Origin of the sequence: Curtobacterium sp. MCLR17_040, from assembly GCF_003234735.1 — a bacterium.
Lineage (GTDB): Bacteria > Actinomycetota > Actinomycetes > Actinomycetales > Microbacteriaceae > Curtobacterium > Curtobacterium flaccumfaciens.
On sequence record NZ_QKTE01000011.1, the window covers coordinates 79,758 to 103,106 of the forward strand.

The 23,349-nt window shown below is 71.4% G+C and carries 19 protein-coding genes; 3 read left to right on the top strand and 16 right to left on the bottom strand.

The window, feature by feature from the left end:
- Positions 1-111: 111 nt before the first annotated feature.
- The 4 genes from opgC to DEJ01_RS11270 form a co-directional block, all read right to left on the bottom strand.
- On the bottom strand, positions 112-2,601 hold the full coding sequence (gene opgC / locus DEJ01_RS11255; RefSeq protein WP_146247599.1) for an OpgC domain-containing protein: 2,490 nt from the start codon (positions 2,599-2,601) through the stop codon (positions 112-114).
- Positions 2,598-3,008 (bottom strand): ATP-binding protein, encoded by a 411-nt coding sequence (locus DEJ01_RS11260; RefSeq protein WP_111047424.1) that lies wholly within the window; start codon positions 3,006-3,008, stop codon positions 2,598-2,600. Before DEJ01_RS11260 ends, opgC begins: the two co-directional genes overlap by 4 nt.
- Complete coding sequence (locus DEJ01_RS11265) at positions 3,005-5,077, bottom strand: glycosyltransferase (RefSeq protein ID WP_258375691.1); 2,073 nt, start codon at positions 5,075-5,077, stop codon at positions 3,005-3,007. The genes DEJ01_RS11260 and DEJ01_RS11265 overlap by 4 nt, the downstream gene beginning before the upstream one ends.
- A 190-nt stretch (positions 5,078-5,267) precedes the next feature.
- A complete protein-coding gene (locus tag DEJ01_RS11270; RefSeq protein WP_111093010.1) occupies positions 5,268-6,044 on the bottom strand; it encodes a TetR/AcrR family transcriptional regulator in 777 nt (258 codons plus the stop codon).
- Between the two features lie 122 nt (positions 6,045-6,166).
- On the opposite strand from DEJ01_RS11270, the gene DEJ01_RS11275 reads away from it, so the two are divergent.
- The gene (locus DEJ01_RS11275; RefSeq protein ID WP_258375692.1) at positions 6,167-7,090 is read left to right on the top strand and encodes an NAD-dependent epimerase/dehydratase family protein; all 924 of its coding nucleotides are present in this window, start codon (positions 6,167-6,169) and stop codon (positions 7,088-7,090) included.
- Between the two features lie 116 nt (positions 7,091-7,206).
- On the opposite strand, the gene DEJ01_RS11280 is transcribed toward DEJ01_RS11275, so the two are convergent.
- The 3 genes from DEJ01_RS11280 to DEJ01_RS18180 form a co-directional block, all read right to left on the bottom strand.
- Entirely contained in the window at positions 7,207-8,547 is a 1,341-nt protein-coding gene (locus DEJ01_RS11280) for a fibronectin type III domain-containing protein (protein ID WP_146247600.1), read from the bottom strand.
- A gap of 219 nt (positions 8,548-8,766) precedes the next feature.
- Positions 8,767-10,575 (bottom strand): DEAD/DEAH box helicase, encoded by a 1,809-nt coding sequence (locus DEJ01_RS11285; RefSeq protein WP_111093013.1) that lies wholly within the window; start codon positions 10,573-10,575, stop codon positions 8,767-8,769.
- Positions 10,576-10,666: 91 nt separating this feature from the next.
- A complete protein-coding gene (locus DEJ01_RS18180) occupies positions 10,667-11,131 on the bottom strand; it encodes a MarR family winged helix-turn-helix transcriptional regulator (protein WP_163343313.1) in 465 nt (154 codons plus the stop codon).
- 96 nt (positions 11,132-11,227) lie between these two features.
- Here DEJ01_RS18180 and DEJ01_RS11295 point away from each other — a divergent pair, with 96 nt between their 5' ends.
- Together DEJ01_RS11295 and DEJ01_RS11300 are read left to right on the top strand one after the other, a co-directional pair.
- Complete coding sequence (locus tag DEJ01_RS11295) at positions 11,228-13,432, top strand: MDR family MFS transporter (protein ID WP_111093014.1); 2,205 nt, start codon at positions 11,228-11,230, stop codon at positions 13,430-13,432.
- Positions 13,433-13,508: 76 nt separating this feature from the next.
- Complete coding sequence (locus DEJ01_RS11300) at positions 13,509-14,096, top strand: TetR/AcrR family transcriptional regulator (protein WP_051596480.1); 588 nt, start codon at positions 13,509-13,511, stop codon at positions 14,094-14,096.
- A gap of 202 nt (positions 14,097-14,298) precedes the next feature.
- On the opposite strand, the gene DEJ01_RS11305 is transcribed toward DEJ01_RS11300, so the two are convergent.
- The 9 genes from DEJ01_RS11305 to DEJ01_RS11345 form a co-directional block, all read right to left on the bottom strand.
- Positions 14,299-14,799, bottom strand: coding sequence for a flavin reductase family protein (locus DEJ01_RS11305; protein ID WP_111093015.1), 501 nt, complete (start codon positions 14,797-14,799; stop codon positions 14,299-14,301).
- 14 nt (positions 14,800-14,813) lie between these two features.
- A complete protein-coding gene (locus DEJ01_RS11310) occupies positions 14,814-16,535 on the bottom strand; it encodes an MFS transporter (protein WP_258375693.1) in 1,722 nt (573 codons plus the stop codon).
- Position 16,536: 1 nt separating this feature from the next.
- Positions 16,537-17,871, bottom strand: a complete 1,335-nt coding sequence (locus DEJ01_RS11315) for an NtaA/DmoA family FMN-dependent monooxygenase (protein WP_111093029.1) — start codon at positions 17,869-17,871, stop codon at positions 16,537-16,539.
- A complete protein-coding gene (locus DEJ01_RS11320) occupies positions 17,868-18,608 on the bottom strand; it encodes a cysteine hydrolase family protein (RefSeq protein WP_258375694.1) in 741 nt (246 codons plus the stop codon). Before DEJ01_RS11320 ends, DEJ01_RS11315 begins: the two co-directional genes overlap by 4 nt.
- Positions 18,605-19,669 carry an LLM class flavin-dependent oxidoreductase gene (locus DEJ01_RS11325; protein ID WP_111093016.1) on the bottom strand — a complete coding sequence of 355 codons (1,065 nt, stop codon included), beginning with the start codon at positions 19,667-19,669 and terminating at the stop codon, positions 18,605-18,607. The genes DEJ01_RS11320 and DEJ01_RS11325 overlap by 4 nt, the downstream gene beginning before the upstream one ends.
- A gap of 48 nt (positions 19,670-19,717) precedes the next feature.
- Positions 19,718-20,875: an ABC transporter substrate-binding protein gene (locus DEJ01_RS11330; RefSeq protein ID WP_258375695.1), complete on the bottom strand. Its 1,158-nt coding sequence runs from the start codon at positions 20,873-20,875 to the stop codon at positions 19,718-19,720.
- Positions 20,876-21,023: 148 nt separating this feature from the next.
- Positions 21,024-21,872 carry an ABC transporter permease gene (locus DEJ01_RS11335; RefSeq protein ID WP_111093017.1) on the bottom strand — a complete coding sequence of 283 codons (849 nt, stop codon included), beginning with the start codon at positions 21,870-21,872 and terminating at the stop codon, positions 21,024-21,026.
- Positions 21,873-21,885: 13 nt separating this feature from the next.
- On the bottom strand, positions 21,886-22,713 hold the full coding sequence (locus DEJ01_RS11340) for an ABC transporter ATP-binding protein (protein WP_071405239.1): 828 nt from the start codon (positions 22,711-22,713) through the stop codon (positions 21,886-21,888).
- A gap of 174 nt (positions 22,714-22,887) precedes the next feature.
- Positions 22,888-23,301: a hypothetical protein gene (locus DEJ01_RS11345; RefSeq protein ID WP_071405238.1), complete on the bottom strand. Its 414-nt coding sequence runs from the start codon at positions 23,299-23,301 to the stop codon at positions 22,888-22,890.
- Between the last annotated feature and the right edge of the window lie 48 nt (positions 23,302-23,349).

A 23,349-nucleotide genomic window follows, 5' to 3' on the forward strand; every position in this document is an offset into this window, starting at 1 on the left:
CGTGGCGACGCCGCCACGGGCCTCCCGTCCGTCTGCCCTCGCTTCGTGAGCAGGAATGGTCGGGTCCGCACGTCGGACCCGACCATTCCTGCTCACCATCCGTGCGCGCGGTCAGCGCGGGATGACCGAGAACAGGAACTTCTTGCGGACCATGTACCAGGCCAGCAGGATCAGCGCGGTGTGCACCACGAACCCGATCCAGAAGTCCCCCCACGGCACACCGGGGATCGACGCGATCGCCAGGGCGAAGAACACCTGCCAGACGAACACGTACAGGCTCGCCTGCCCGAGCGGGATCCAGAGCCAGCCGATCGCTGCGGCGATGGGCTTCCAGAACACGGTGAGGATCGCGTACGACACGACCGCGAAGAACGCGATGTCCACCAGGCGGCCCCACTGCAGGTCCACCCGCTGGTACGCCGTGTTGTACAGGGACTCGTACATCGTCGCCGGGAACGGCACCGGGGTGAACCCGAAGTGGTCACCGGCCCACACGTAGACCAGGAACGCCGCGTACCCGCCGACGGCGACGCCGACCAGGACCTTGCCGAGACGTCCGGTGAGCGCGCCGACGATCTGCCGCCGGTAGTACCCGAGCACGAGCCCGTGGGTGAACACCACCTGCCAGGTGAACAGGGGGAACACCGCCTCGAACTGTGAGTTCAGCGGACGGAAGTCGGGGTTGAGCGCCTGGAACACGTAGAGCGCCCAGCTGGCGGCGAGGACCACCCACCAGAACCCGCGGCGGATCACCCAGATCAACGCCGGGATGAACAGGCTCAGCACCACGAACAGGCCCATGATGTTGAACGGCCACGGCCCCATCTCGAGCAGCAGGAACTGCCGGATCGCGTACCAGGGCGGCGGGTAGGCGAGCAGCTGCATCGCGTTCGGGTACAGGTCGTAGACCCGGCCCTCGGCCTCGACGCCGCCGGTGCCCGTGCCGCGGTCGGTGAACGTGGTGATGGCGTCGGTGTTCAGGAACGGGACAAAACTCAGCGCGAAGACCACCAGGATCACCACGAGCGTGACGACGTACTGCTTGCGCGCGCGCTTCCACGCCCCGATCGCGGCCGCCCACTCGCCGAACTTCTTCACGGCGAACGGGTACGTCATGCCGAGGACCATGCCGGACAGGAACACGAACATCTCGGCGCCGGTGATCGCCCCGACGGCGTGCAGCGTGAGGTACGAGTACGGCCCGCCGATCTCGATGTGGGTGATCACCACGGCGAGGATGATGAACCCGCGGAACAGGTCGAGGCGCAGGTCACGGCCGGGCTTGCCGTCGTCGGGGTAGCGCCAGCTCGGCAGCAGCCGACCGAACACCCCGCTCAGCAGGAACACGATCGCCAGGCCGGCGGCCAGCCAGACGATCCACGCCATCTGGTCGCCGCCGGTCTCGTACTCCTGGGAGATCGCGGCGTTGCCCTGCTGCACGGTCACGCGGTCGGTGACCGGGCCGAAGGCGAAGTCACCGGACCGCTCGAGATCGGCGCGGAAGGCCTCCGCGACGTCCGGGTCCGCGGTGAGCCGCCAGTCGGCCACGCGGTTGCCGGCCTCGGGCTCGCGTCGCTCCGCCTCGAGCACGGTCATGCCCCGGATCAGCGGGCGCTCCTGCACCGCGGCGAGCACCTGCCGCCACCAGCTCCGCTTGACCTGGAGCTCGGCGTCGCCCTGCAGCTCGCGGTTGTACAGGGCACCGGTGTCGAGCAGCATCGGACGGTCGTCGGCCGCGGCGAACCGGTCGTAGAACGTGCCCGACTGCGGCTGGTCGTAGCCCCAGTCCTCGTCGAACCGCGACTCGACCTCACCGCTGCGGGTGAGCGGCACGGCGCGACCGGCGGCCTCGGTCGGGTCGCCCTTGCCGTACGAGAACATCGAGAGCCCGACCCAGTCGACGGCCTCGGCCCCCGGCCAGTACGGCCCGTACGGGTCGTCGGCACCGGTGAGCTGTCCGTCGCCGTTCGTGTCCGCCTTCGCGACGTCGACCGGGGACAGGTTCCGCAGCCGCCCGGCGGACTCGCCGAACGGGTAGCCCGCACCGTACCCCGGCGACCAGACCATGAGCGCGTCCGACGTGCCCGCGTGCACGGTCGTCCCGAGCGCCCGGAACGCCCGGACGAACTCCGTCGGCTGCTGGCCCCAGCGGACCCACGTGCCGTTCATCTGCGGTGCGAACCGGACGAGTACCTGGGTGTCGTACTGGTCGTGCAGGTCCTCGAACACGGTGTTGACGGCACGGGTGTCCGCGGTGTCGAGCGACCGCAGTTCGCGGTCGGGTTCGAGGCTCACGACGAGCACCGCGCCCTGGGTCGCCGCCGCACGCGCCGAGCGGAGGAGCTCCTGCTTCGCCGTGCGGTCGAGCGGGTAGTCGACGGAGACCCCGTACATCGACGGCGTCGCGCCGAGCCGTCCCTCGTACCCTTCGGGCGAGTCGCTGGCCCAGTCGAGGTCGGGGCCGAACCACGTCGTCCCCTCGGCCGGCTGTACGGCGGCCGCCGGGTGCACGGACGCAGCCGACGCCGGCAGCGCACCACCGAGCAGGAGCGTGGCGATCGTGACGAGGAGGGCGACCGCGCGGACCACCGACTGCTTCACCGGTCGCACGCAAGCGTCCAGACGTTGTGGCCGGGCTCGTGCCGGTGCTCGAGGCGGTCGAGGGCGGCGATGGCGAGCGCCAACCCGCGGCCGCTCTCCTGCTCGACGTCCGCCATCGTCACGGCACTCAGGTCGATGTCGACGGGCATCCCGTTGTCGGTCAGCACCGCGGTCAGGGCCTGGTCGGTGGCCTCGAGGCGCACGGAGTACCGGCGCCCGGTCCCCCGGTCGGCACGGACGGTGTGCTCGACGATGTTCGCGGCGACCTCGGCCAACGCGGTCTCGAGTGCGAACCGGAGCCGGACGTCGTCGATGCCCAGGCCGTCCCACCACGCGGCGAAGCGGTCCTGCACCTCGTCGAGGGAGTCGGGCGTCGCGGCGACCTCGAACGTGGTCTCGGTGCTCACAGGGGTCCTCCGGCGGTGCTCGACTCGTGTTCGGACTGGGCTGGGGTGGCCGGGCCGCGGTACCGGACGGCCCGGATCACGATGCTGAAGATGAACAGGTCGAAGACGACCCACGCGGTGTTCACGAGCGGTGCGATCCCCTCGGCCTGGCCGGTCAGGTAGCGGATGCCGATCATGACCAGGGCGGCGACCAGGGCACCCATGGCGTACAGCTGCGGCTTGACCAGGTCCCACCGCGGCTTCTGCTCGGTTTCATCGCGCACCTTCGGGGTGACGCGGAACCCGAGCGGCTTGCCCCGGTAGACGTTCTGGAACGCGCTGGTCACCGACTCGATCCAGACCGGGAACAGGGCGAGCGAGTACTGCTGCCCGCGCCAGGTCGGTCTGCCGGCGGCCACCACCCAGAACAGCAGCTGGTTGCACACCAGGAACGGGATGAGCCGGGCGAAGAAGTCGACGCTGTAGGCCTGCACCGGGATGACCCCGAACGACAGGCAGAGCACCGGGGCGGCGATGTAGACGATCGCGGCGAACCCCGACAGGTAGCTCCACATCGTCGAGAAGTACATGAGCCGCTGCCCCCACGACAGCCCCTTCTGCACCAGGGGGTTCTCGCGGAAGAACACCTGCATGGTGCCCTGCGCCCAGCGGAGTCGCTGCACGAGCATCGTCGGCAGGTCCTCGGGGGCCAGGCCCTTCGCCAGGATCTCGTCGTGGTACGCCGACTTCCAGCCGAGGCCGTGCAGGCGCATCGCCGTGGCCATGTCCTCGGTCACCGAGATCGTCGCCAGCGGCATGATCGGCTGCGCCTCGTCGTCGCGGTTGACGTCGAGGGCACGGGCGAGCACCGCGATGGACTCGATGGCAGCGACCGGTGAAGCCTCGCGCCGGCCGAGCACGTCGAGCGCGGCGTCGTCGAGACCGGCGAAGGTGTTGGCGTCGGTGGACATCGCCGCGAGCTCCTGCAGGTCGTTCCGCACGGACTCGAGGTCGGCGGCGGCGAACCGGAAGGCGATGGCGTCGATCCCCCGCTGGAAGGCGTAGGTCACGTCGCCGAGGGGCTCACCGGCGCGGACCTGTTCGCGCGCCTGGTCCACCACGGCCTCGGCGTCGTCGAGGGCGGCGAGCACGCGCGGGTCGGTCTCGGTCTCACGGGAGCGGGCGAGGAGCTTGCGCGAGGTCGCGAGGGTGCGCTGCACGGACGCCTCGACCTCGGCCACGTAGCGCGAGATGCCGAGCTGCATGAGCGCTTCGCGCCGCAGGATGGCGTTCGACCCGCAGAAGAACGCGGCGTTCCAGCCGTCCTTCGACTGCTGGATCGGACCGTAGAACAGTGGCGCCTGGCTGCCGAGGGGATCGTCGTCCGGCACGTTCTCGAACCACTGTGGCGTCTGGACGAGCGCCATCTTCGGGTCCTTGAAGTACCCGAGGGTGCGGTCGAGGATCGCCGGGTCGGGCACCTGGTCGGCGTCGAGGATGAGCAGGAACTCGCCCTGGGTCGCGAGCAGGGCGTTGTTGAGGTTGCCGGCCTTGGCGTGCCGGGGTCGGTCCACCCAGTCGGCACCGCGGGTGATGACGCCGATGCCGAGCGCGTCGGCCGCCGCACGCATCTCGGGGCGGTTGCCGTCGTCGAGGATCCAGGTGGTGTGCGGGTGCGTGATCGCCTTCGCGGCCCGGGCGGTGCGCTCGACCAGGTCGATCGGCTCGTTGTAGGTCGTGATGAAGACGTCGACGGTGACGTCGGTGGACGGCTTCGCCGGTGGTTCGCCGCGCTCCCGGAGCCGCCAGGCTCCGAGGGCGAAGAGCAGGGAGTCGATGACGCTGTAGGTCTCGGCGAGGATCAGCGGCACCGCGATCCACCACGAGTGCCAGTTCACCGAGGCCGCCCAGCGCCACACGATGTAGTTCACCCCGGCGAGGGACGCCAGGAGCGCCACCGTCCGCACGGCCACCAGGCGTCGGCGGGCGGTGCCGGTGCTCAGGCGGCGGCGGTCCTGTCGGCTGACGTCGAGCGCGGTCACCGGGTCTCCCCGTCCGTCGTGCCGCCGCACGTGCTGCGTCGCAAGCATGCCTCCTGATCAGCGCGGGCCCCGGCCGCGTCGCACACGCCCGAGTGTGGTTCCGTCCGGCAGGTGCCCCGAGGGCACCGTGCCGGTCGTCCGCTCCGGTCATCGGGCACGACCTCGGCGTGACGACCTGTCTACCGCACGGGCGGGGCCTCTGTCAGGCTGCGCACCCGATCTGGGGACAGCACGCGCGTCAGAACGTGGCGGTGAACCCCAGGTCATCCGCCAGACGCACGATGACCTGGTCGAAGTAGGCGGCCGGGTCGGACACGGAACCGACGAAGTGCCCGAAGAGCTCGAACGAGATCGTCCCGAACACCGTCGTCCAGGCCATCAGGGTGCGGACCAGGACCTCGTCGGGCAGGGTGATGCCGAACGAGCGCAGGGTGGCGACCCCGTCGGCGACGGCGGGACCGGCCACCCCGGGAGCCGCCGGAGGCGCGGTGGGTGATCCGGGCCTCCCGGCCGGCCCCGGCGTCGACGTGACGGACGAGTCCGACGCACCGGACGCACCAGGCGCACCGGATGTACCGGAGCCGACGGCGTCCGCGACCACGCGCACCAGCGCCAGCGTCGTCCGCGTCGCGGGCACGACGGTCTCGCGCGGCGCCGCGTAGCCCGGCACGGGGGATCCGAACAGCAGCGCGAAGTCCCCCGGGTGCGCGATCGACCAGTCGCGGATCGCCCGGCACATCGCGACCCAGCGCGCACCGGGAGCCGGTCCGGCCGCTGCACCGGCGGCCTCGACCGCGGCGCCGAGTTCGTCGTAGTCGGTGATGAGCAGGGCCGTCAGCAGGTCGTCGCGGCTCGGGAAGTACCGGTACACGGCCGACGAGACCATCCCGACGTCACGGGCGACGGCACGCAGGCTGAGGGCGGCCGGACCCTCTTCGGTCAGGCGGGTGCGTGCCGCGGCCAGGATGTCCGCGGTGACCGTCTGCCGTGCGAGTGCTCGGGCGGTGGGTGCCATCCGACGATCCTGGCACGAGAGAGCAGCGCACACAAAGGAGAGCACTGCTCTTGCTTTTGCGACGGCGAACCGTCATGCTCGATTCCGAGAGCGGTGCTCTCGCAACCAGGAAGCAGGAGCCCATGCCCCACCACCTCATCGTCGGCGCCGGCCCCGTCGGCCGGCACGTCGCGGAGCTGTTGACCGTCCGGGGCGACCGCGTCACCGTCGTCTCCCGCTCCGGTCACAGCACGGGCATCGCCGGTGTCGAGCACCTCGCGCTCGACGCCTCCGATGCCGACGCCCTCTCCCGCGCCACCGAGGGAGCAGCCACCCTCTACAACTGCGCGAACCCCGGCGACTACACGCAGTGGGAGCGCACCTGGCCCCCGCTCGCCGCAGCACTGCTCACCGCGGCCGAACGCACCGGGGCGATCTACGCCATCACCGGGAACCTGTACCCGTACGGCCCGGTCGACGGGCCGATGCACGAGGGACTGCCGGACGCCGCCACAGACCACAAGGGGGTGCTCCGGGCGACGCTGTGGGCCGATGCCCTCGCCGCGCACGACGCCGGCCGTGTCCGGGCCGTCGAGGTCCGCGCCTCGGACTACCTCGGCCCCGGGATCGGCGCGAACGGGCACGTCACGCGCGTGCTGCCGGCGGCGCTGCGGGGCCGGGCGGTGTCGATGGTCGGTCGCACGGACCTGCCGCACACCTTCACCGACGTGCTCGACGTCGCCCGGACCCTCGTCGCCGCTGCCGAGGACAAGAGCGCCCACGGCAGCACGTGGATGGTGCCGAGCAACGCACCGCGGACGCAGCGGCAGGCCCTCACCGACGTCCTCACGGCGGCGGGGAAACCCGCGGTGCCGGTGCGCCGGATGCCCGCGGCGCTGTTCCGCGTCGGCGGGCTCGTGTCGCCGATGATGCGCGAGCTGGCCGACCTGACCTACCAGTGGACCGCGCCGTACGTGGTCGACGACCGCGAGAGCCGGGCGCACTTCGGCATCGAGCCGACCCCGTGGGACGAGGTGTGCCGCCGGACGGCCGCCGGCGCGGCCTGAAACAAAGCCGCCGACACCGCCACCGCCACCGCCGGCGCCACTACCCGCCGACGCCACACACGGAAGAGGGTGGGACGCGCCGTTGCGTCCCACCCCCTTCCGCCTCGCACCGCCGGTCAGATCACCAGCAGCCTCGAGTACTGCGCCGCGTCGAGCTGCTGCGCAGCTCCACCCGCAGCGGGGACCTTCCACAGCCCGACCGAGGGGCCGCTGTCGATGGAGACGAACACGTCCCCGTCGGCGGAGGCGGCACCCAGGTGCTCGCCACGCGACCCGGCAGTCAGCCCGGTCACCGGCACGGTCGACGTCCCGCCGCTGCCCACCACGAGCTTGTCCGGGATACCGCGGTCGATCGTGCAACCGGTCGGGCTGGTCGGGTACTCCGACGGGGCGGGGCAGAACTGCGCCGACTGCAGGAGCGAGAAGCCGTCCGCGTTCGCGGCGGCGTACTCGAACGCGTACCGCGGTTCGATCTTCGTCAGTTCGGTCGCCCCGGGCTTGAGCTGGTACCAGACCCACGACCCGGCGGCACCGGGCGAGCGGATGTCGACGTAGACGTTGCCCTGCGAGTCCGCGAGCACACCGGCGGGGTAGCCGACGGTCGAGCCGGCGGGCCCGGTGAACGTGCGGGGCGCGATGCCGGTGCCCTTGACGTACGGCTGGCTGACGGTTCCGCCGAGCACGACGACCTTGCCGTCCGGGGTGACGGTCCAGAAACGCTGATCGCTCCCGACGGCCTTGCCACCCAGGTCCAGCACGACCTTCGGGGTCGAGGTGCCGACGGACAGCTTCTGCACCGCACCGGTCACCGAGTCCACCCAGTACAGGTTGCCCTCGGCGTCGGAGCGCAGGTCCGGGGTCAGGTGCAGGCCGGACGCGATGATCGAGACCCCGCTGCCGTCGGCCGGGTCCCGCAGGATCTCGGTGCCGTCCGCCGACGGGGTGAACACGTCACCGTCGGCGTTCGCGGTGAAGCCTTCGCCGTCCGTCGCGACGACGGTCTCCGCACCGCTGCCGGAGTCCGCGAACCGCACGACGTCACCGTTGCCGTCGAGCGCGAACAGCGACTGCGTCGTCTCCGGCTCGGGCACCGACGGTGACGTCCAGCGCAGCGTGATCGTGCGTCCGGTCCCCCGGTGTCCGAGGGCACGGAGGGAGAACCGGTACGTGGTCGCGGGCGAGAGCTCGTCGAAGCGGTCGGAGCGGGCACGCGGGTGGAGTCGGTCGACCTGGCGGTCGTGGCGGTTCGCGACGGCGGCGACCGCGACCTTCCAGCCCGTCACCTTCGCGCCGTGCTTCGGGCCGCGCCACGTCAGCGTGGCACTGTCCGCGTCGCCGGTGACGCGGACGGCGGTCGGTGCTCCCGGCACCGACGGAGAGGTGTGCGCCGTCGCCGGCACCGCACCTCCGAAGACGAGCGCCGCGGCGGCGACCGCGGTGATGAGTGCTCGGTACACGATGGTTCCCCTGCCTTCCCCGCGGCTCCCTGCGTCACGGCTCCACGTATCACAGCACCGCGCTGACCCCAGGGGAACGGTTGCGGGTCGGATCTGCGGTTCCCCGCACCGCAAGATGCCGCAGGCACGGGACCCGCACCGACGACGGACGGGAGGCCCGGTGCCAGCTGGCACCGGGCCTCCCGTCAGAAGGTGGTCGCGTCTCGGACGCGGCGCGTCTCAGTAGCGCGGCTTGCGCTCCGGACGGTCGTCGCGGTCGTCGCGGCGGCCAGCGCCACGGCGGTCCGCACGGATCTCGATGAGCTTGCCGCTGATCCGGGTGTCAGTCAGACGGTCGAGCACACCGGGGTCCATGTCGGCCGGCAGTTCGACGATCGAGAAGTCCGGGCGGATCTGGATCGCACCGAAGTCGTCGCGGCGCAGGCCACCCTCGTTGGCCAGGGCACCGACGATCTGGCGCGGCTCGACGCGGTGACGACGGCCGACCTCGATGCGGTACGGGGACATCGGCTGCGAACGGCGCGGGCCACGGTCGCCGCGGTCACCACGGTCGCGGTCGCCACCACGGTCGCCGCGGTCGTTGCGGCCGCCACGGTCGTCGCGGGCACCACGCTCGTCGCGTTCGCTGCGGCGGGCGTCGCGCTCCATCTGGCTGCGGAGGGCGTCGTCGGCTGCGGTGAGGAGCAGCGGCGAGTCGCCCTGCGCCACGACGGCCAGGGCGGCGGCGACGTCGTCCGAGGGGACGTCGTGGTGCTCGACGTAGTGCGCGATGACGTCGCGGAAGGCGGCGATCCGGCCCTGGTCCTCGAGCGCCGCGGTGATGGCGTCGTCGAAGCGGGTCAGACGCGTCTCGTTGACGTCGTCGATGGTCGGCAGCTGCATCTGCGTGAGCGGCTGCTTGGTGTGGCGCTCGATCGCGGACAGCAGGCGACGCTCACGCGGGGTGACGAAGCTGATCGAGTCGCCCGAGCGGCCGGCGCGGCCGGTACGACCGATGCGGTGCACGTAGGACTCGATGTCGACCGGGATGTCGAAGTTCACGACGTGCGTGATGCGGTCGACGTCGAGGCCACGGGCGGCGACGTCGGTGGCGACCAGGATGTCGAGCTTGCCCGACTTCAGCTGGTTGACCGTGCGCTCACGCTGGGCCTGGGCGACGTCACCGCTGATCGCGGCGGCGGCGTACCCGCGGGCACGGAGCTTCTCGGCCAGGGTCTCGGTCTCGCTCTTGGTGCGGACGAAGATGATCATGCCCTCGAAGTCCTCGACCTCGAGGATGCGGGTGAGCGCGTCGACCTTCTGCGGGTACGAGACCATCAGGTAGCGCTGCGTGATGTTCGCGGCGGTCTTCGTCTTGGTCTTGACGGTGATCTCGGCCGGGTCGGTCAGGTACTGCTGCGAGATGCGGCGGATCTGCGCGGGCATCGTCGCCGAGAAGAGCGCGACCTGCTTGTCGTCCGGGGTGTCGGCGAGGATCGTCTCGACGTCCTCGGCGAAGCCCATCTTGAGCATCTCGTCGGCCTCGTCGAGCACCAGGTACTTCAGCTCGGACAGGTCGAGCGTGCCCTTCGCCAGGTGGTCCATGATGCGACCGGGGGTGCCGACGATGACGTCGACGCCGCGGCGCAGGGCGGAGAGCTGCACGCCGTACGCCTGGCCGCCGTAGACCGGCAGGACGTGGACGTTCTTCATGTGGGATGCGAACTGCTCGAACGCCTCGCACACCTGCAGGGCGAGCTCGCGCGTCGGGGACAGCACGAGCGCCTGGGGCTTCTTGCTGCCGGACTCCATGCGGGACAGGATCGGCAGCGCGAAGGCCGCGGTCTTGCCGGTACCGGTCTGTGCCAGGCCGACGACGTCGCGCCCGGCGAGGAGGGTGGGGATGGTGGCTTCCTGGATGGCGGAAGGGGTCTCGTAACCGATGTCCTTGACGGCCTTGAGCACAGCGTCGCTCAGGCCGAGATCGGCGAACGTCACCACGGGCCCGTCGTCGAGGGTCTCAGTGGTGGGGGTGGTGTCCGTGCTCATACCACCAACGGTATCTCGAATGCGCGCTCCGCAGGGACGGGAGGCCCGTGGCGGCGCCGCCACGGGCCTCCCGTCCGCCGTGTTGGTCACGTCAGGAGCGCGTGGTGCCGATCCCCAGGACCGCGTCCGCCCGGTCGTTCAGTCGCGTCAGCATCTCGGCGAGCGAGCGCAGCTCGTCCGAGGCGAACTCTTCCGTCAGGTCGTCGAACACCTCGGCGCCGGCGGCGTCCAGCTCGTCGAGCAGCCGTCGGCCGGCGGGGGCGAGCGTGACGAGCGTGGCGCGGCCGTCCGCGGGGTCGGGCGACCCGATCAGGTGTTCGGCCTCGATCAGCGAGGCGACCCGGCGGCTGATCACCGGGCGCGACAGCCCCGTCGCGTCGGCGATCGCGGTCGCCCGGACCGGGCCGTGCCCGGCGACGGCGCGCAGGATCACGCGGGCCGTCGGGTCGAGGCCGCCCCGGGACTCGATGAGCGAGGAGCGCAGGGTCTGCCGGACCCACAGCCGGTCGAGCTGGGATCGCAGGAGTCGCTCGGCGGCACGCCGGTCGTCGGTCACGCGCTCAGCGTAGCGGGCACATTTAGTTGCTTGCCGGAAGCAACAGATGTATCGTTGCGCGGTCTGCAAAGTTTCACAGCCAGAAAAAGGAGTTCGATGACCGCCACCGCACCCGTCTCGGTGCAGCACGGTCGGCACACTGCCGAGGCCCCCGCGGCCTCCGGAGGCGCCGGCCAGCAGCCGCTGATGACCCACCGTCAGATCCTCCTGGTGATCTACGGCCTGATGGCGGGGATGTTCCTGTCCTCGCTCGGCCAGACGGTGTTCGGCACGGCGATCCGCACGATCGGCGACGACCTGCACGGGCTCGACCAGCAGGCCTGGGTGACGACCGCGTACCTCATCACCTCGACGATCGCGACGCCGATCTACGGCAAGCTCTCCGACATCTTCGGCCGCCGCCCCCTGTACATCTTCGGCATCGTCGTCTTCATCCTCGGGGCCGTCCTGTCGTCGATGTCCACCTCGATGCTCATGCTCGCCGCCTTCCGTGCGGTGCAGGGCATCGGTGCCGGTGCGCTGATGTCGCTGCCGCTCGCGATCATGGGCGACATCCTCGCCCCGCGTGAGCGCGCCAAGTACCAGGGGTACTTCCTCGCCGTGTTCGGCATCTCGTCCGTGATCGGCCCGCTCATCGGCGGTCTGCTCGCCGGTTCCTCCGAGATCCTGTGGATCACGGGCTGGCGCTGGGTGCTCCTGATCAACGTGCCGATCGGCGTCGCGGCGCTCCTCATGGTCATCGTGTTCCTGCACCTGCCGAAGGTGCACGGCGCCGGCGACGCGAAGCCGAAGGTCGACTGGTGGGGCGCGACCGCCGTCATCGTCACCCTCGTGCCGCTCCTGCTCGTCGCCGAACAGGGCCGCATCTGGGGCTGGGGCTCCCCCGCCGCCATCGCCTGCTACGTCGTCGGTGTCGTCGGCCTGATCGGTCTGCTGCTCATCGAGTCGAAGATGGGCGACGCGGCGATCATCCCGCTCAAGCTGTTCCGCTCGGGCACGTTCTCGATGGCGACCGTCATCGGGTTCCTGGTCGGCTTCGCGATGTTCGGCGCGATGCTCACGATCCCGCTCTACCTGCAGATCGTCGTCGGGCTCACCCCGACCGAGTCCGGCTTCGCCACGCTGCCCCTGGTCGGCGGTCTCATGATCGCCTCGATCACGAGCGGTCAGATCGTCGCCCGCGTCGGCCGGTACCGGATCTTCCCGGTCATCGGCACCGCGCTCGTCTCCGCCGGCTACGTCGTCCTGACCTTCATGTCGATCGACAAGCCGCTCTGGTTCCTGATGATCGGCATGTTCCTCATCGGTCTCGGCCTCGGCTCGGTCATGCAGTCGCTGACCCTGGCGTCGCAGGGCTCCGTCGAGGCCCGTGACATGGGCGTCGCCACGTCGTCCGCCACGTTCTTCCGCCAGATCGGTGGCACGCTCGGCACCGCCGTCCTGCTGTCCATCCTGTTCTCGGTGATGCCGGCGAACATCCTGACCGCGACCGCGAACCAGAAGGACCTCGGTCCGGCGCTCGACGCCGCGCTCAACCCGACCGTCGCCAGTGCGAAGGCGAACCAGGGCGCCATGGACAAGATCTGGACGCCCGTCGTCACCCCGCTGACGAAGACCGTGCAGTCGCAGCTCGACGCCGCCTCGACGAAGGCGAAGCAGGCCGCCGACGCCGCGGTCACCGAGCAGGTCACCGCGGCCGTGCAGCAGCAGGTCGCAGCCGGTGTCGTGCCCGCCGCCGCAGCGCAGACCGTCATCGACCAGCAGGTCGCCGCGGCCACGCCGGCCGCCGAGCAGTCCGCACTCGAGCAGGTCGCCGACCAGGCGCACGCCAGCGTGCAGGGCGACACCGTGTCCGTCGACTGGGCGGACGCCGACCAGCGCTCCTACTGGGTCGACGAGCTCACCCCGGAGCTGGCGAAGAAGATCGACGACGGCAACACCACGAGCGACAGCGCCACCAGCACGAACGACACCTCGTTCCTGACCGGTGCCGACAGCCGCCTGACCCGGCCGTTCATGGCGGGCTTCAACGCCTCGTCCGTGACGATCTACTGGGTCGGTCTCGGCGTCATCCTGCTCGCGTTCGTGCTGACCTGGTTCTTCCGGGTGCCGCCGCTGCGCCAGCGTTCCGCGCTGCAGGAGCAGGCCGACATGTCCGCCGAGGCGCAGCTCGAGGCCGAGGCGGGCGCCGCCGCAGCCGAGGCCGGCTCGTTCACGGGCCCGATGACCGGGTCCGTGCCGACCGGCTCGGGTTCGACCGGTTCGGGTTCGACCGGATCCACGCCGACGCACCGTCGGTGACCGACCGGGGCGTCCGTCCGTGCCCCCTTTCCGGGCGGGCGCCCCTCCCACACACACCAACCCAGCAGGAGTCCACGTGATCACCACCCCGGCAGCGGCTGCGGCAACGGAGCCGTGCACGCTGCGTGAACGGAAGAAGCAGCAGACCCGGCAGGCACTGCACGACGCAGCGCTCACGCTGGTGTCCGCGCACGGACTCGACGGCGTCACGGTCGAGCAGATCTGCGCCGACGCCGACGTCTCCCCCCGCACCTTCTTCAACTACTTCTCGTCGAAGGCGCACGCCGCGCTCGGGCTCGACTCCGTCGAGGTCCCGGAGCGCTCAGCGGCCTGGTTCGCCGAGGCCGACGGTGCCCTGGTCGACGACCTGTGCGCCCTGGTCGCGGCCACCGTCCCGCTCTCGCAGGACCGCCGTCGCATGAAGGAGCTGCTCGTGCTGCGGCCGGAGATGTCCTCGATGGTGATGCAGTGGATGGCCGAGTCGCGCCAGTCCCTGCTCAGCGTCGTCGGCACCCGCACGGACGCGCAGACCGCCCGCACCGCGGTGACCCTGGTGATGTCGGCGCTCAGCGAGGTGGCGCACCGCGAGACCGTTCGGAGCAACGACGAGCTCGCGGACCGGCTCCGTGCCGTCGTGCGCGAGATGGCGGCGCTCGTCTCCTGACGCGGGGGTCGCGGGGCGCGGGGCGTACCTGGTCGGATCGGGCGTACCTGGTCGAATCGGGCGTACCTGGCAGGAACTTCCCGCCAGGTACGCCCGATTCCGCTTTCCAGCGCACGCGCTCTGGGAAGGAACCGCGCGTCGTCGACGCGAGCGAAGGGCGGACGGGAGGCCCGTGGCGGCGTCGCCACGGGCCTCCCGTCCGTCAGGTGGAGACGCCCTGACGCCGCCGCGCCGGCCGGTGCCACACGAGTGCGTCACGCGAGCGGTCGCGGGCGAACCGGAGCACCCGCAGCACGACGATGTCGTGGTCGCCCGCTCGGTGGGTGGCCTCGACGACGCACTCGAGCCACGAGTGCGCGCCGTCGAGCAGGATCGCTCCCCCGGCCGTCTCGACCGTCCCCACGCCGTCGAGCCGACGCCCGCGGTCACGCGACGCCAGCTGCGCGGTGTGCGCGGCGTGCTCGTGGCCGAGGACGGAGACCCCGATGACCGGCGCCGCGGCGAGGTCGGGCCAGGTGGTCGAGGAGTGCTGCACGGCGAACGTCACCAGCGGCGGGTCGTACGAGACCCCGACTGTGAAGGACGTCGCGACCATCACCACCGGGACGCCCGTGACGCGGGCGGCGATCGCCACGACGACCGAGGGCACCTCGGCGATCGCCTCGCGGATGTCGAGCGGGTCGTCGGTGAAGTCGTCGTGCATGGTGGGTCCCTCGTTCAGGAGCGGGCGAGAAGTGTCCGGGCTCGGCGCTCGTCGGCACGCATGGCGGCGACGAGGGCGTCCGGACCGGGGAACGTGCGCTGCCGGCGGATGCGCCGGCCGACGGTGAGCTCGACGGCCGTGCCGTACAGGTCGCCGTCGAAGTCGAGCACGTGGATCTCGACGGTGCGCGGTCGGTCGGCGAAGGTGCTGTTGCTGCCGACGGAGACCAGGGCCTCACGGGCGGCGGGCCAGGTCGCTGCCGTGAGCCAGCCGACGTAGACCCCGTCCGCCGGCACCGACCGGACGACGTCGGCGTCGGGCAGCAGGTTGGCGGTGGGGAACCCCAGGCCGTGTCCGACCCCGGCGCCGTGGACCACGGCACCGGTGAGCACGGTGCCCGCTCGACGGGGCGTGGGCAGGGACCGCGCCGCCACCACGGCGACCACCGCGACCAGCGCGAGGACGCCGAGTGCGACGGCGTCGGTCGCGGTGGCCAGCAGGACCGCCGTGACGGTGCTGCCGAGCACGGCGCCGAGCTGCTTGACGGTGTTGAAGGTGCTCGAGGCCGCTCCGATGGTGCCCGGGCCGGCGGCGAGCACGGCGCCGAGCGAGAACGGCGACCAGACGAAGGCGTTCGCGACCCCGAAGCCGGTGAACGCGCTCGCGACCGCCCAGAGCGGCGCACCGGTGCCGATCAGCAGGGCGGTGACGGCGACGGACACGACGAGCAGGACCGCGCCGACGGTGGCCGTCGCCCGGGGGCCCGCGGTGTTCGTCATGCGTCCGACGAAGGGCGCTGCGGCCAGGCACGCGATGCCCATCGGCACGAGCACCAGTGCGGCTGCTCCCGCCCCGAGGCCCCGCTCGGTCTGCAGGTCGAGCATCAGCGGGATCGGTGCGGACCCGACGCAGAACGACGCGGCGGTCGCACCCCACGAGCCGGTGACGAAGCCACGGTCGCGGAACAGCCCGAGGGGGACGAGCGCCCGGTCGCCGGCCCGACGCTGCACCGTGAGGACCACCGCGAGGACCCCCGCACCCAACACCACCAGGGCGGCGCGGGGCAGCGGGGCGGCGAGCAATCCCGCTCCGGTCCCCTGCACGCCGACGACGACCGCGAGGACCCCGGCCGTCACCCCGGTGACCGCGAGCACGGGCAGCGGGACGACGATGCGCGGGGACACCGGCACGAACCGGAGCACCGCGATCGCCGTGACGACCCCGACGGGCACGTTGACGAGGAACACCGACGGCCATCCCCACGTCTCGACGAGCAGCCCGCCCACGATGGGTCCGGCGACGGTGGCAGCCCCGCCACCGGCGCTCCACACGGCGAGCGCGACGGCCAGCCGCGGCGGGTCGAACAGCGACCGGATGACGGTCAGGCACTGCGGGGTCAGCAGCGCCGCACCGAGCCCCTGGACCGCTCGCCAGGCGACGAGCGCCCCGATGCCCGGTGCCGCCGCGCAGCCGACGGACGCGATCGTGAAGACCGCGAGCCCGACCAGGTAGACGCGGCGGTGCCCGAACCGGTCACCGAGCCGCCCGGCCACGAGCAGCGGCACCGCGAAGGCGAACAGGTAGGCGCTGTTCACCCACACGGACATCGACGCGTCGGAGCCGAGGTCACGCCCGACGTCAGGGAGTGCGACGGACACGATCGTGCTGTCGAGCAGCAGCATGAAGAAGCCGAGGCAGAGCCCGCCGAGCGCGAGCCACCGACGGGCCGGGGTCACCTCACACCGCCAGGTTCTCGCGGAGCGTGGCGCCCGGGTACCGCGGTGCGAGGGCCCCGCGGTCGCGGAGCTCCGGCACGAGCAGCTCGCTCAGGTCGGCGAAGCCGGACGGCATGCCGAGGGGGCTGGAGAGCATGTAGCCACCGCGGCCTCCCGTGGCGGCGAAGTTCTCCTGCAGTGCGTCGGCCACCGTGGCGGCGTCACCGACGAGCATGTGGTCGAGCCCGGTCGCGGCCCGCCAGCCGTGCTCGAAGAAGTCGTCACGGTCCATCGTGTGGTCCGCGCCGAACTCCGCGACCAGGCTGCCGACCAGGCCGGCCGGGCTCGCCTGCGCGGCGATGATCTCGTCGCGCAGTTCGCCGAGCCGGAACGACGCCGGCAGGGTCGAGAAGTCGTACCCGGCGTTGTGCGAGATGAACGTGCCCACCGCCTCGCGGTTCCAGAACGACAGCAGGGAGTCCCGACGGGTGACGGCCTCGGCCTCGGTGGTGCCGACGATGGCCTGGGTGGCCCAGAGGATCCCGACGCCGGCGGGGTCACGGCCGGCCTCGGTGAGCGCCGCGTCGAGGGCGTCGCGGTGCCGGAGCTGCCCGGTGACGCTCGCGCCGAACCCGAACACCAGGTCGGCGAACGACGCACTCGCGGCGATGCCCCGCGGCGAGTTGCCGGCCTGCACCACCACGGGGTGCCGCTGCGGGCTGGGCACGCTCGCCAGCGGCCCGCGCACCTTGAAGAACCGTCCGTCGTGGTCGATGGGGTGCACCCCGGCGGGGTCGGCGAACCGGCCGGTCGCACGGTCGCGGACGATGGCGTCCGGTGCGACGGAGTCCCAGAGCGCACGGCAGACGCCGATGAACTCCTCCATCCGCTCGTAGCGCAGGTCGTGGTCGACGAGGTGGTCGGACCCGTAGTTCGCTGCGTCCGCACCCCGTGACGAGGCCACGACGTTGAACGCCATCCGGCCGCCGGTGACGTGATCGAGCGAGTTGAGCAGTCGGGCGATCGAGAACGGGTGGGTGAACGTGGACGAGTAGGTGAGCCCGAAGCCGATGTGCTCGGTCACCGTGGACATCGCGGCGATCACCGGTGCCATGTCCTGACGGGGCCACTGGATGCCCCACTCGACGGCCGGGTCGATGCTGCCGCGCCAGGTGCTCGGCACGCCGGAGCCGTCGCCGAAGAAGAGCATGTCGACGCCGGCGCGTTCGGCGGTCCGTGCCACCTCCATGTACATCCGGACGTCGGGGAAGTCCTGGCCGACCCAGCTGCCTGCTGCCGCCCACCGCCCCTCGGTGTGGGTGAAGGACAGGTCGTAGGCCAGGTGCATGCCGGTCATCGGGCGCCCACCGTCTCGGCCGGCACCGCTGCGCGCCACAGCGCCACGGCGTCGTCGGCGTCGGTCACGACGCCGACGTTCAGGCCGATCATCGTCAGCGCGGCCTCGTGCACGTCGGTGTCGTACGCGGCGGTGGCGTCCCGCGGGACCACCACGGGCCAGCCGAGCTGCATCGCGTCCTGTGCGGTGGCGAGCACGCAGCACTCGGTCGTGAGCCCCACGACGGTGACCCAGCCGATGCCGGCGGAGGTGAGCCGGGCCTCCAGGTCGGTGCCCAGGAACCCGCTGTAGCCGCGCTTCACGACGCGCATCTCGCCGGACGCGGGCGCGGTGCGGAACCACTCGGCACCCTCGGTGCCGATGCGGCAGGGCTCGTCGTCGGGCATCGGCCCGTCGAGGTCGCCGCCACGCAGCCAGGTGCTCGAGCGCCACGGTCGAGCCGGGTCGCTGCCGAGCTCGACCCAGACGACGGGGACGCCGGCGGCGCGGGCCTCGTCGACCAGGGTGCCGATGCGGGTGACCGCGGCGTCGACGGCGGCCGACGCACGGTCGTCGAGTCCGTACGGGGCGATGCGCGTCGGCTCCCCGAAGTCGCGCTGCACGTCCACGACGACGAGCGCGGGGCGGAGCGCGGTGTCGGGTGCGGGGCGCAGCGCGGCGTCGGCTGCCGCCGGCGGCGCGGTGCCGAGCAGGCGGTCCAGTCGCGCGTCGCGGCCCTCCGTCGTCGCCCCGGTCACCGGAGCACCGCCGCGTCGTGCTGTCGGAGCGCCGGCAGGACGGTCTCGCCGAACAGCACCATGTCCTGGTCGTACTCGGGGAAGATCAGCATCAGACCGTCGAGCTCGCCCTGGTCGACGATGTACTCGATGTGCTCGGTGACGGTGTCCGCCGCACCCGCGACGTACGCCGTCTGGAACGCGTCCTCACCGACCGCGCCGTCCGCCCAGGCACGTGCCTGTGCGGCGGGGACGCCCCACGACGACCGCATCGAGGCCAGTGCCTCGCGGTCGACGCCGACGCCCCACTCGCGCACCTTGCGCTGTGCGGCGGCGTCGGTCTCGCCCTGCACGACGGTGAGCATCGAGTAGGTCTTGCACTCCCGCCCCCCGGCGGCAGCGCGGTCGTGCACGTCACGCGACAGGTCGCGCATCTCGTCCAGGCTGTCGGCGGCGAGGAACGCACCGTCGGCGTGCTTCGCCTGGAACGCCCGGGCCGCCTCGGACTTGCCCGCGCTGATGATCGTCGGACGGGCCGACGGGTGCGGACGAGACTCGCAGCCGTCGAGGTCGAAGTACGGCGTGTGCATGGTGACGCTGTCCTCGGTCCACAGGCGCGTGACGGCCTCGGTCCAGAGCTCGGTCATCCGGTACCGGTCGGCGTGGCTGAGCGCCGCGTCCCAGATCCCGAACTGCTCGAACTCCGCCGCGTAGGCACCGTTCACGATGTTCATGCCGGCACGGCCGCCGGAGACGTCCTGCAGGGTGGTGTACATCTTCGCCGCGACGGCGGGGTTGTGGACGTTGGCGTGCATCGTCGCCCAGATCTTCACCCGCTCGGTGGCCTCGGCGATGCCGGCCATCATCGTCATCGACTCCAGGGACCGGCCCCAGTGGTCGGTGGTGCCGCCGAAGCCGCGCCACTTCGCCATCGACATCACGAAGTCCAGACCAATCGCCTCGGCGTGCAGCGCCGCGCGCTTGTTCCAGGCGTAGGTCGCCTCGGGGTGGGGTGCGGTGGTGGAGAGCATCCACCCGCCGTTGCCGATCGGGAGGAAGATCCCGTACTCCTTCGCGGGCATCTCACGCCGCCTCTCTGGTCGTTGCGGAACACTCGGTCACGACGGGGCTCACGGTGCCGGCCACACCGTCTCGCCGTCCTTCGTGACGGCGTCGACGTACTCGTTCGTGAACCAGGCCTTCGCGTCGGCACCGGTCACGGAGGGCTTCACGATGCCGAACTGGTGCAGCATGTCGACGAGCTTCGACACGTTCTCCATGTCGATGCCACCGAGCGGCTGCTCCGGCGTCGGGTTGTCCGCGATGACCTTCGTCTCGGTGGTCCAGATCTTCGCGTTCTGGGCTTCGTCGTAGGTCGCGCCGGAGAGCTTCGCGGCGTACCCGACGCACTGCTTCGTCTTCGCTGCGCTCGCGGAGCAGAAGTCGTAGGCGTGCAGGGCTGCGCGCAGGACGTCCTCGACGGCGGTCGGGTGCGCCTTCGCGAACGCCGGGTTCACGGCCATCGCGCCGATCGACGAGGGGATGCCGTAGTCGACGGGCTGCCAGACCTTGACGTCGTCACCGGCGGCCTGCAGCAGGTTCGGCTCGTTCGACACGAAGCCGGTCAGTGCCTCGAGCCCGTTCTGCTTCCGGGGCAGGACCGAGGGGTCGTAGCCCTCCTTCACCAGCGTCAGGGAGTCCCAGTCGACACCGGCCTTGACCATCATCGCCTGGACGGACGCGGGCACGTACCCCTTGTGCCCGACGACCTTGCCGTCGAGCTGCTTCAGGTCCGTGACGTCGTCGCCGTTGGTCATCAGGATGTCGAGCCCGGCGTTCGAGTAGGACGAGATGCCGGTGATGTCGATGCCGTTCGCCCGGGCCTGGATGAGGTCCTGCTCGGCGACCGCGGACACCGTGGCCTGGCCGCTGGCGAGGAGCTTGGTGTTCTGCGCGGTGTCGCCGGAGCCGGGCTTCAGGGTGACGTCGAGGCAGAGGTCCTTGAAGTAGCCGAGCTCGTCCGCCGCGATGTACTCGAGGATCGACGCCGACGACTGGTACTGGTAGCCGGACAGGTACGTGATCGTGCCGGCGTCCTTGTTCTCCTTGCACCGCTCGGACGAGATCGCGCTGCCCTCGGCCGATGCGCTGCCGGCACTCGTGCCGGTGCTGCAGCCGGTGAGCGCGAGGGCGACGGCGGCGGTGGCGAGGGCTGCGACGGCGGCCTTGGTGCGGTGCTGCTTGCTGCGGGGCTGCGTGGTGCTGTGCTGCATGGTGCTGTGCTGCATGGTCACTCCTGTGGGAAGGGATGGGTGGTGCAGGGCGGGTGCGGGTGGTGGGACGGGTCGCCGGGGGTCGGCCTGGAGGCGCGGCTGAGGTCGCGCGGGCGGGCTCGCTCCGGCGGGTGGTGCGGTCGGGCCGCGGGGCGGCCGCGGGTCAGTCGTTCGCGCTGCGGTGCCAGTGCAGGACGCGTCGCTCGACGAGCGTGATGAGGCCGAGCAGCACCACGCCCATCACGGCGAGGATCGCGATGGCCGCGTAGACGACGGCGAGCTGGTTCATCGACGACGCCGTGCTGATCACGGTGCCGAGACCGCCGGTCGACCCGGACGCCGAGAGCTCCGCGACGACCGCGCCGATGATGGACAACGGGAACACGATCCGCAGTGCGGCGAAGACGAACGGCAGGGCGTTCGGGATCCGCAGGTGCACGAGCATCTCGAACCGGGATGCGTCGATCGTCCGGTACACCTGGAGCACGGGCTGCGGCACGGACCGCAGTCCGGCAGCGGTGTTGATCAGGATCGGGAAGAAGCAGATCAGGGCCGTGATCACGAGCTTCGGCAACGGCCCGAACCCGAACGCCACGACGAGTGCCGGGGCGATGGCGACGAGCGGGGTCACGTTCAGGACGATCGCGATCGGCATGACCGCGCGGCGGACGATCGGCAGTTCGCTCGTCAGCACCGCGAGCACGAAGGCCGCCAGGAACCCGATCGCCAAGCCCACGAGCGACTCGGCCAGGGTGATGCCGGCGTTCTGCAGGTAGTAGGGCAGCTGCGTCGCCAGGGTCTCCCCCACCGCGGGCAGCGGCGGCAGCAGGTACGGCATCGCGGATGCCCCGAACTGCCAGAGCACCGCCAGGACGGCGAGCATGACGACGAGGGGCAGCCAGACGACGGGCCGGAGCCAGCCGGGCACGGGCCGACGGGTGCTGCGCCGTTCGGCTTCAGCCGTGGTGCCGGTCGCGGTGACGGTGGACGCCGAGGTGGAGGTCGCGCTCATGGTCCCGTCCTCCTCAGGCCGCATCGGACGTGCGCCAGGCGCTGTGGAGGCGGGTCCGGACGAGGTCCTCGTACTCGTGGAACCGCCGTTCCTCGAACAGGCGCTGGTTCCGCGGGCGGGGCAGGTCGATGTCGATCACGTCGACGATGCGGCCGGGGCGCGGGGCCATCACCACCACGGTGTCGGACATCCGGACCGCCTCGGACACCGAGTGCGTGACGAACAGCACCGTGGTGCGCAGTTCGTCCCACAGGTCGAGCAGCTGGTCCTGCAGGCTCTCGCGGGTGAACTCATCGAGCGCCGAGAACGGCTCGTCCATGAGCAGGACGTCGGGCCGCAGCCCGAAGGCCCGCACGATCGCGGCGCGCTGCTGCATCCCGCCGGACAGCTGGGCGGGGAGCTTGTCCATCGCCTCGCCGAGTCCCGCCATCCGCAGCAGCTCGCGCATGTCCGGGCCGGCTCCGGTGGTGCGTTCCTCGAGGTCCCCGATGGCCGCTCGGCGACGCCCGGCTCCGGGGTTCACCCGGGCGGCGAGCGAGACGTTCTGCAGCACGGTCAGCCACGGCAGGAGCGCGGGGGCCTGCGGCACGAGTCCGATGAGCTTGGCGGCGCAGGCCTGGGCCGGCGTGACGCCGTGCACCCGGACGTCGCCGCGGTCAGCCGGTTCGAGCCCGGCGACCAGGCGGAGCAGTGTCGACTTGCCGCAGCCGCTCGGGCCGATCAGCGAGACGAACCGTCCGGGTTCGATCGTCAGCTCCACGTCGTCGAGGGCCACCATCGCACTCGCGCCGCTGCCGTACACCTTGCGCACCGCGTCCACGCGGACCGCTGATGTGCTCATCCGTTCCTCCATACCGTCGGCGAGCACGCAGGCTCGGTCTCGTATGGCGGAGAGCGTGCGTCGCGAGCTCGGGTTCGTCTGCGACGCGGAAATCCGCTGCTGGTGACGAGGTTAGGACGCCCGTGTTACGGAGCCGGACCACATGTGTTGCGAACGTGTGAACGGGTGCGGAGCTCAGCGCGACGAGGGCGCTGCGGTGGTTCCGTCCCACACGAGCACCTCGACGCCCAGGTCGGCGGCGGCGACCGAGACCCACCCGGCGAGTGCCCGAGCAGCGGGTTCGGCCACGACGAGCACCGCTCGTTCGACCCCGGGCACCGAACGGCGCAGCCACAGGAGCTTGAACAGGTCCGCCATCACCTTGTTGCGCCACGCGGGCTTGTAGGCACCCTGGTTCGCGACGAGCTGCACGACCACCCGGTCGCCCTCGTCGATGCCCTCGACCTCGACCCGTGCGCGGTCGAGCACGACCGTCCGGGGGCGCAGGACGACACCGAGTGCGGTGCCGGCGTGCTCGAGCATCCGGCGTTCGACGGAGTCGGGGGCGAACCGGCCCCACTCGGAGCGCTCGGCGGAGACCTCGGTCATGTCGGCAGTGTAGGCGGGCGACACCGCGGCGTACGCCGTCGTGTCTGC

Excerpts from the sequence above, each read along its gene's own strand:
- DEJ01_RS11265 (WP_258375691.1), bottom strand. The coding sequence starts at position 5,077 with ATGCTTGCGACGCAGCACGTGCGGCGGCACGACGGACGGGGAGACCCG.
- DEJ01_RS11270 (WP_111093010.1), bottom strand. The coding sequence starts at position 6,044 with ATGGCACCCACCGCCCGAGCACTCGCACGGCAGACGGTCACCGCGGAC.
- DEJ01_RS11275 (WP_258375692.1), top strand. The coding sequence starts at position 6,167 with ATGCCCCACCACCTCATCGTCGGCGCCGGCCCCGTCGGCCGGCACGTC.
- DEJ01_RS11285 (WP_111093013.1), bottom strand. The coding sequence starts at position 10,575 with ATGAGCACGGACACCACCCCCACCACTGAGACCCTCGACGACGGGCCC.
- DEJ01_RS11295 (WP_111093014.1), top strand. The coding sequence starts at position 11,228 with ATGACCGCCACCGCACCCGTCTCGGTGCAGCACGGTCGGCACACTGCC.
- DEJ01_RS11305 (WP_111093015.1), bottom strand. The coding sequence starts at position 14,799 with ATGCACGACGACTTCACCGACGACCCGCTCGACATCCGCGAGGCGATC.
- DEJ01_RS11315 (WP_111093029.1), bottom strand. The coding sequence starts at position 17,871 with ATGACCGGCATGCACCTGGCCTACGACCTGTCCTTCACCCACACCGAG.
- DEJ01_RS11325 (WP_111093016.1), bottom strand. The coding sequence starts at position 19,669 with ATGCCCGCGAAGGAGTACGGGATCTTCCTCCCGATCGGCAACGGCGGG.
- DEJ01_RS11330 (WP_258375695.1), bottom strand. The coding sequence starts at position 20,875 with ATGCAGCACAGCACCATGCAGCACAGCACCACGCAGCCCCGCAGCAAG.
- DEJ01_RS11335 (WP_111093017.1), bottom strand. The coding sequence starts at position 21,872 with ATGAGCGCGACCTCCACCTCGGCGTCCACCGTCACCGCGACCGGCACC.
- DEJ01_RS11340 (WP_071405239.1), bottom strand. The coding sequence starts at position 22,713 with ATGAGCACATCAGCGGTCCGCGTGGACGCGGTGCGCAAGGTGTACGGC.
- DEJ01_RS11345 (WP_071405238.1), bottom strand. The coding sequence starts at position 23,301 with ATGACCGAGGTCTCCGCCGAGCGCTCCGAGTGGGGCCGGTTCGCCCCC.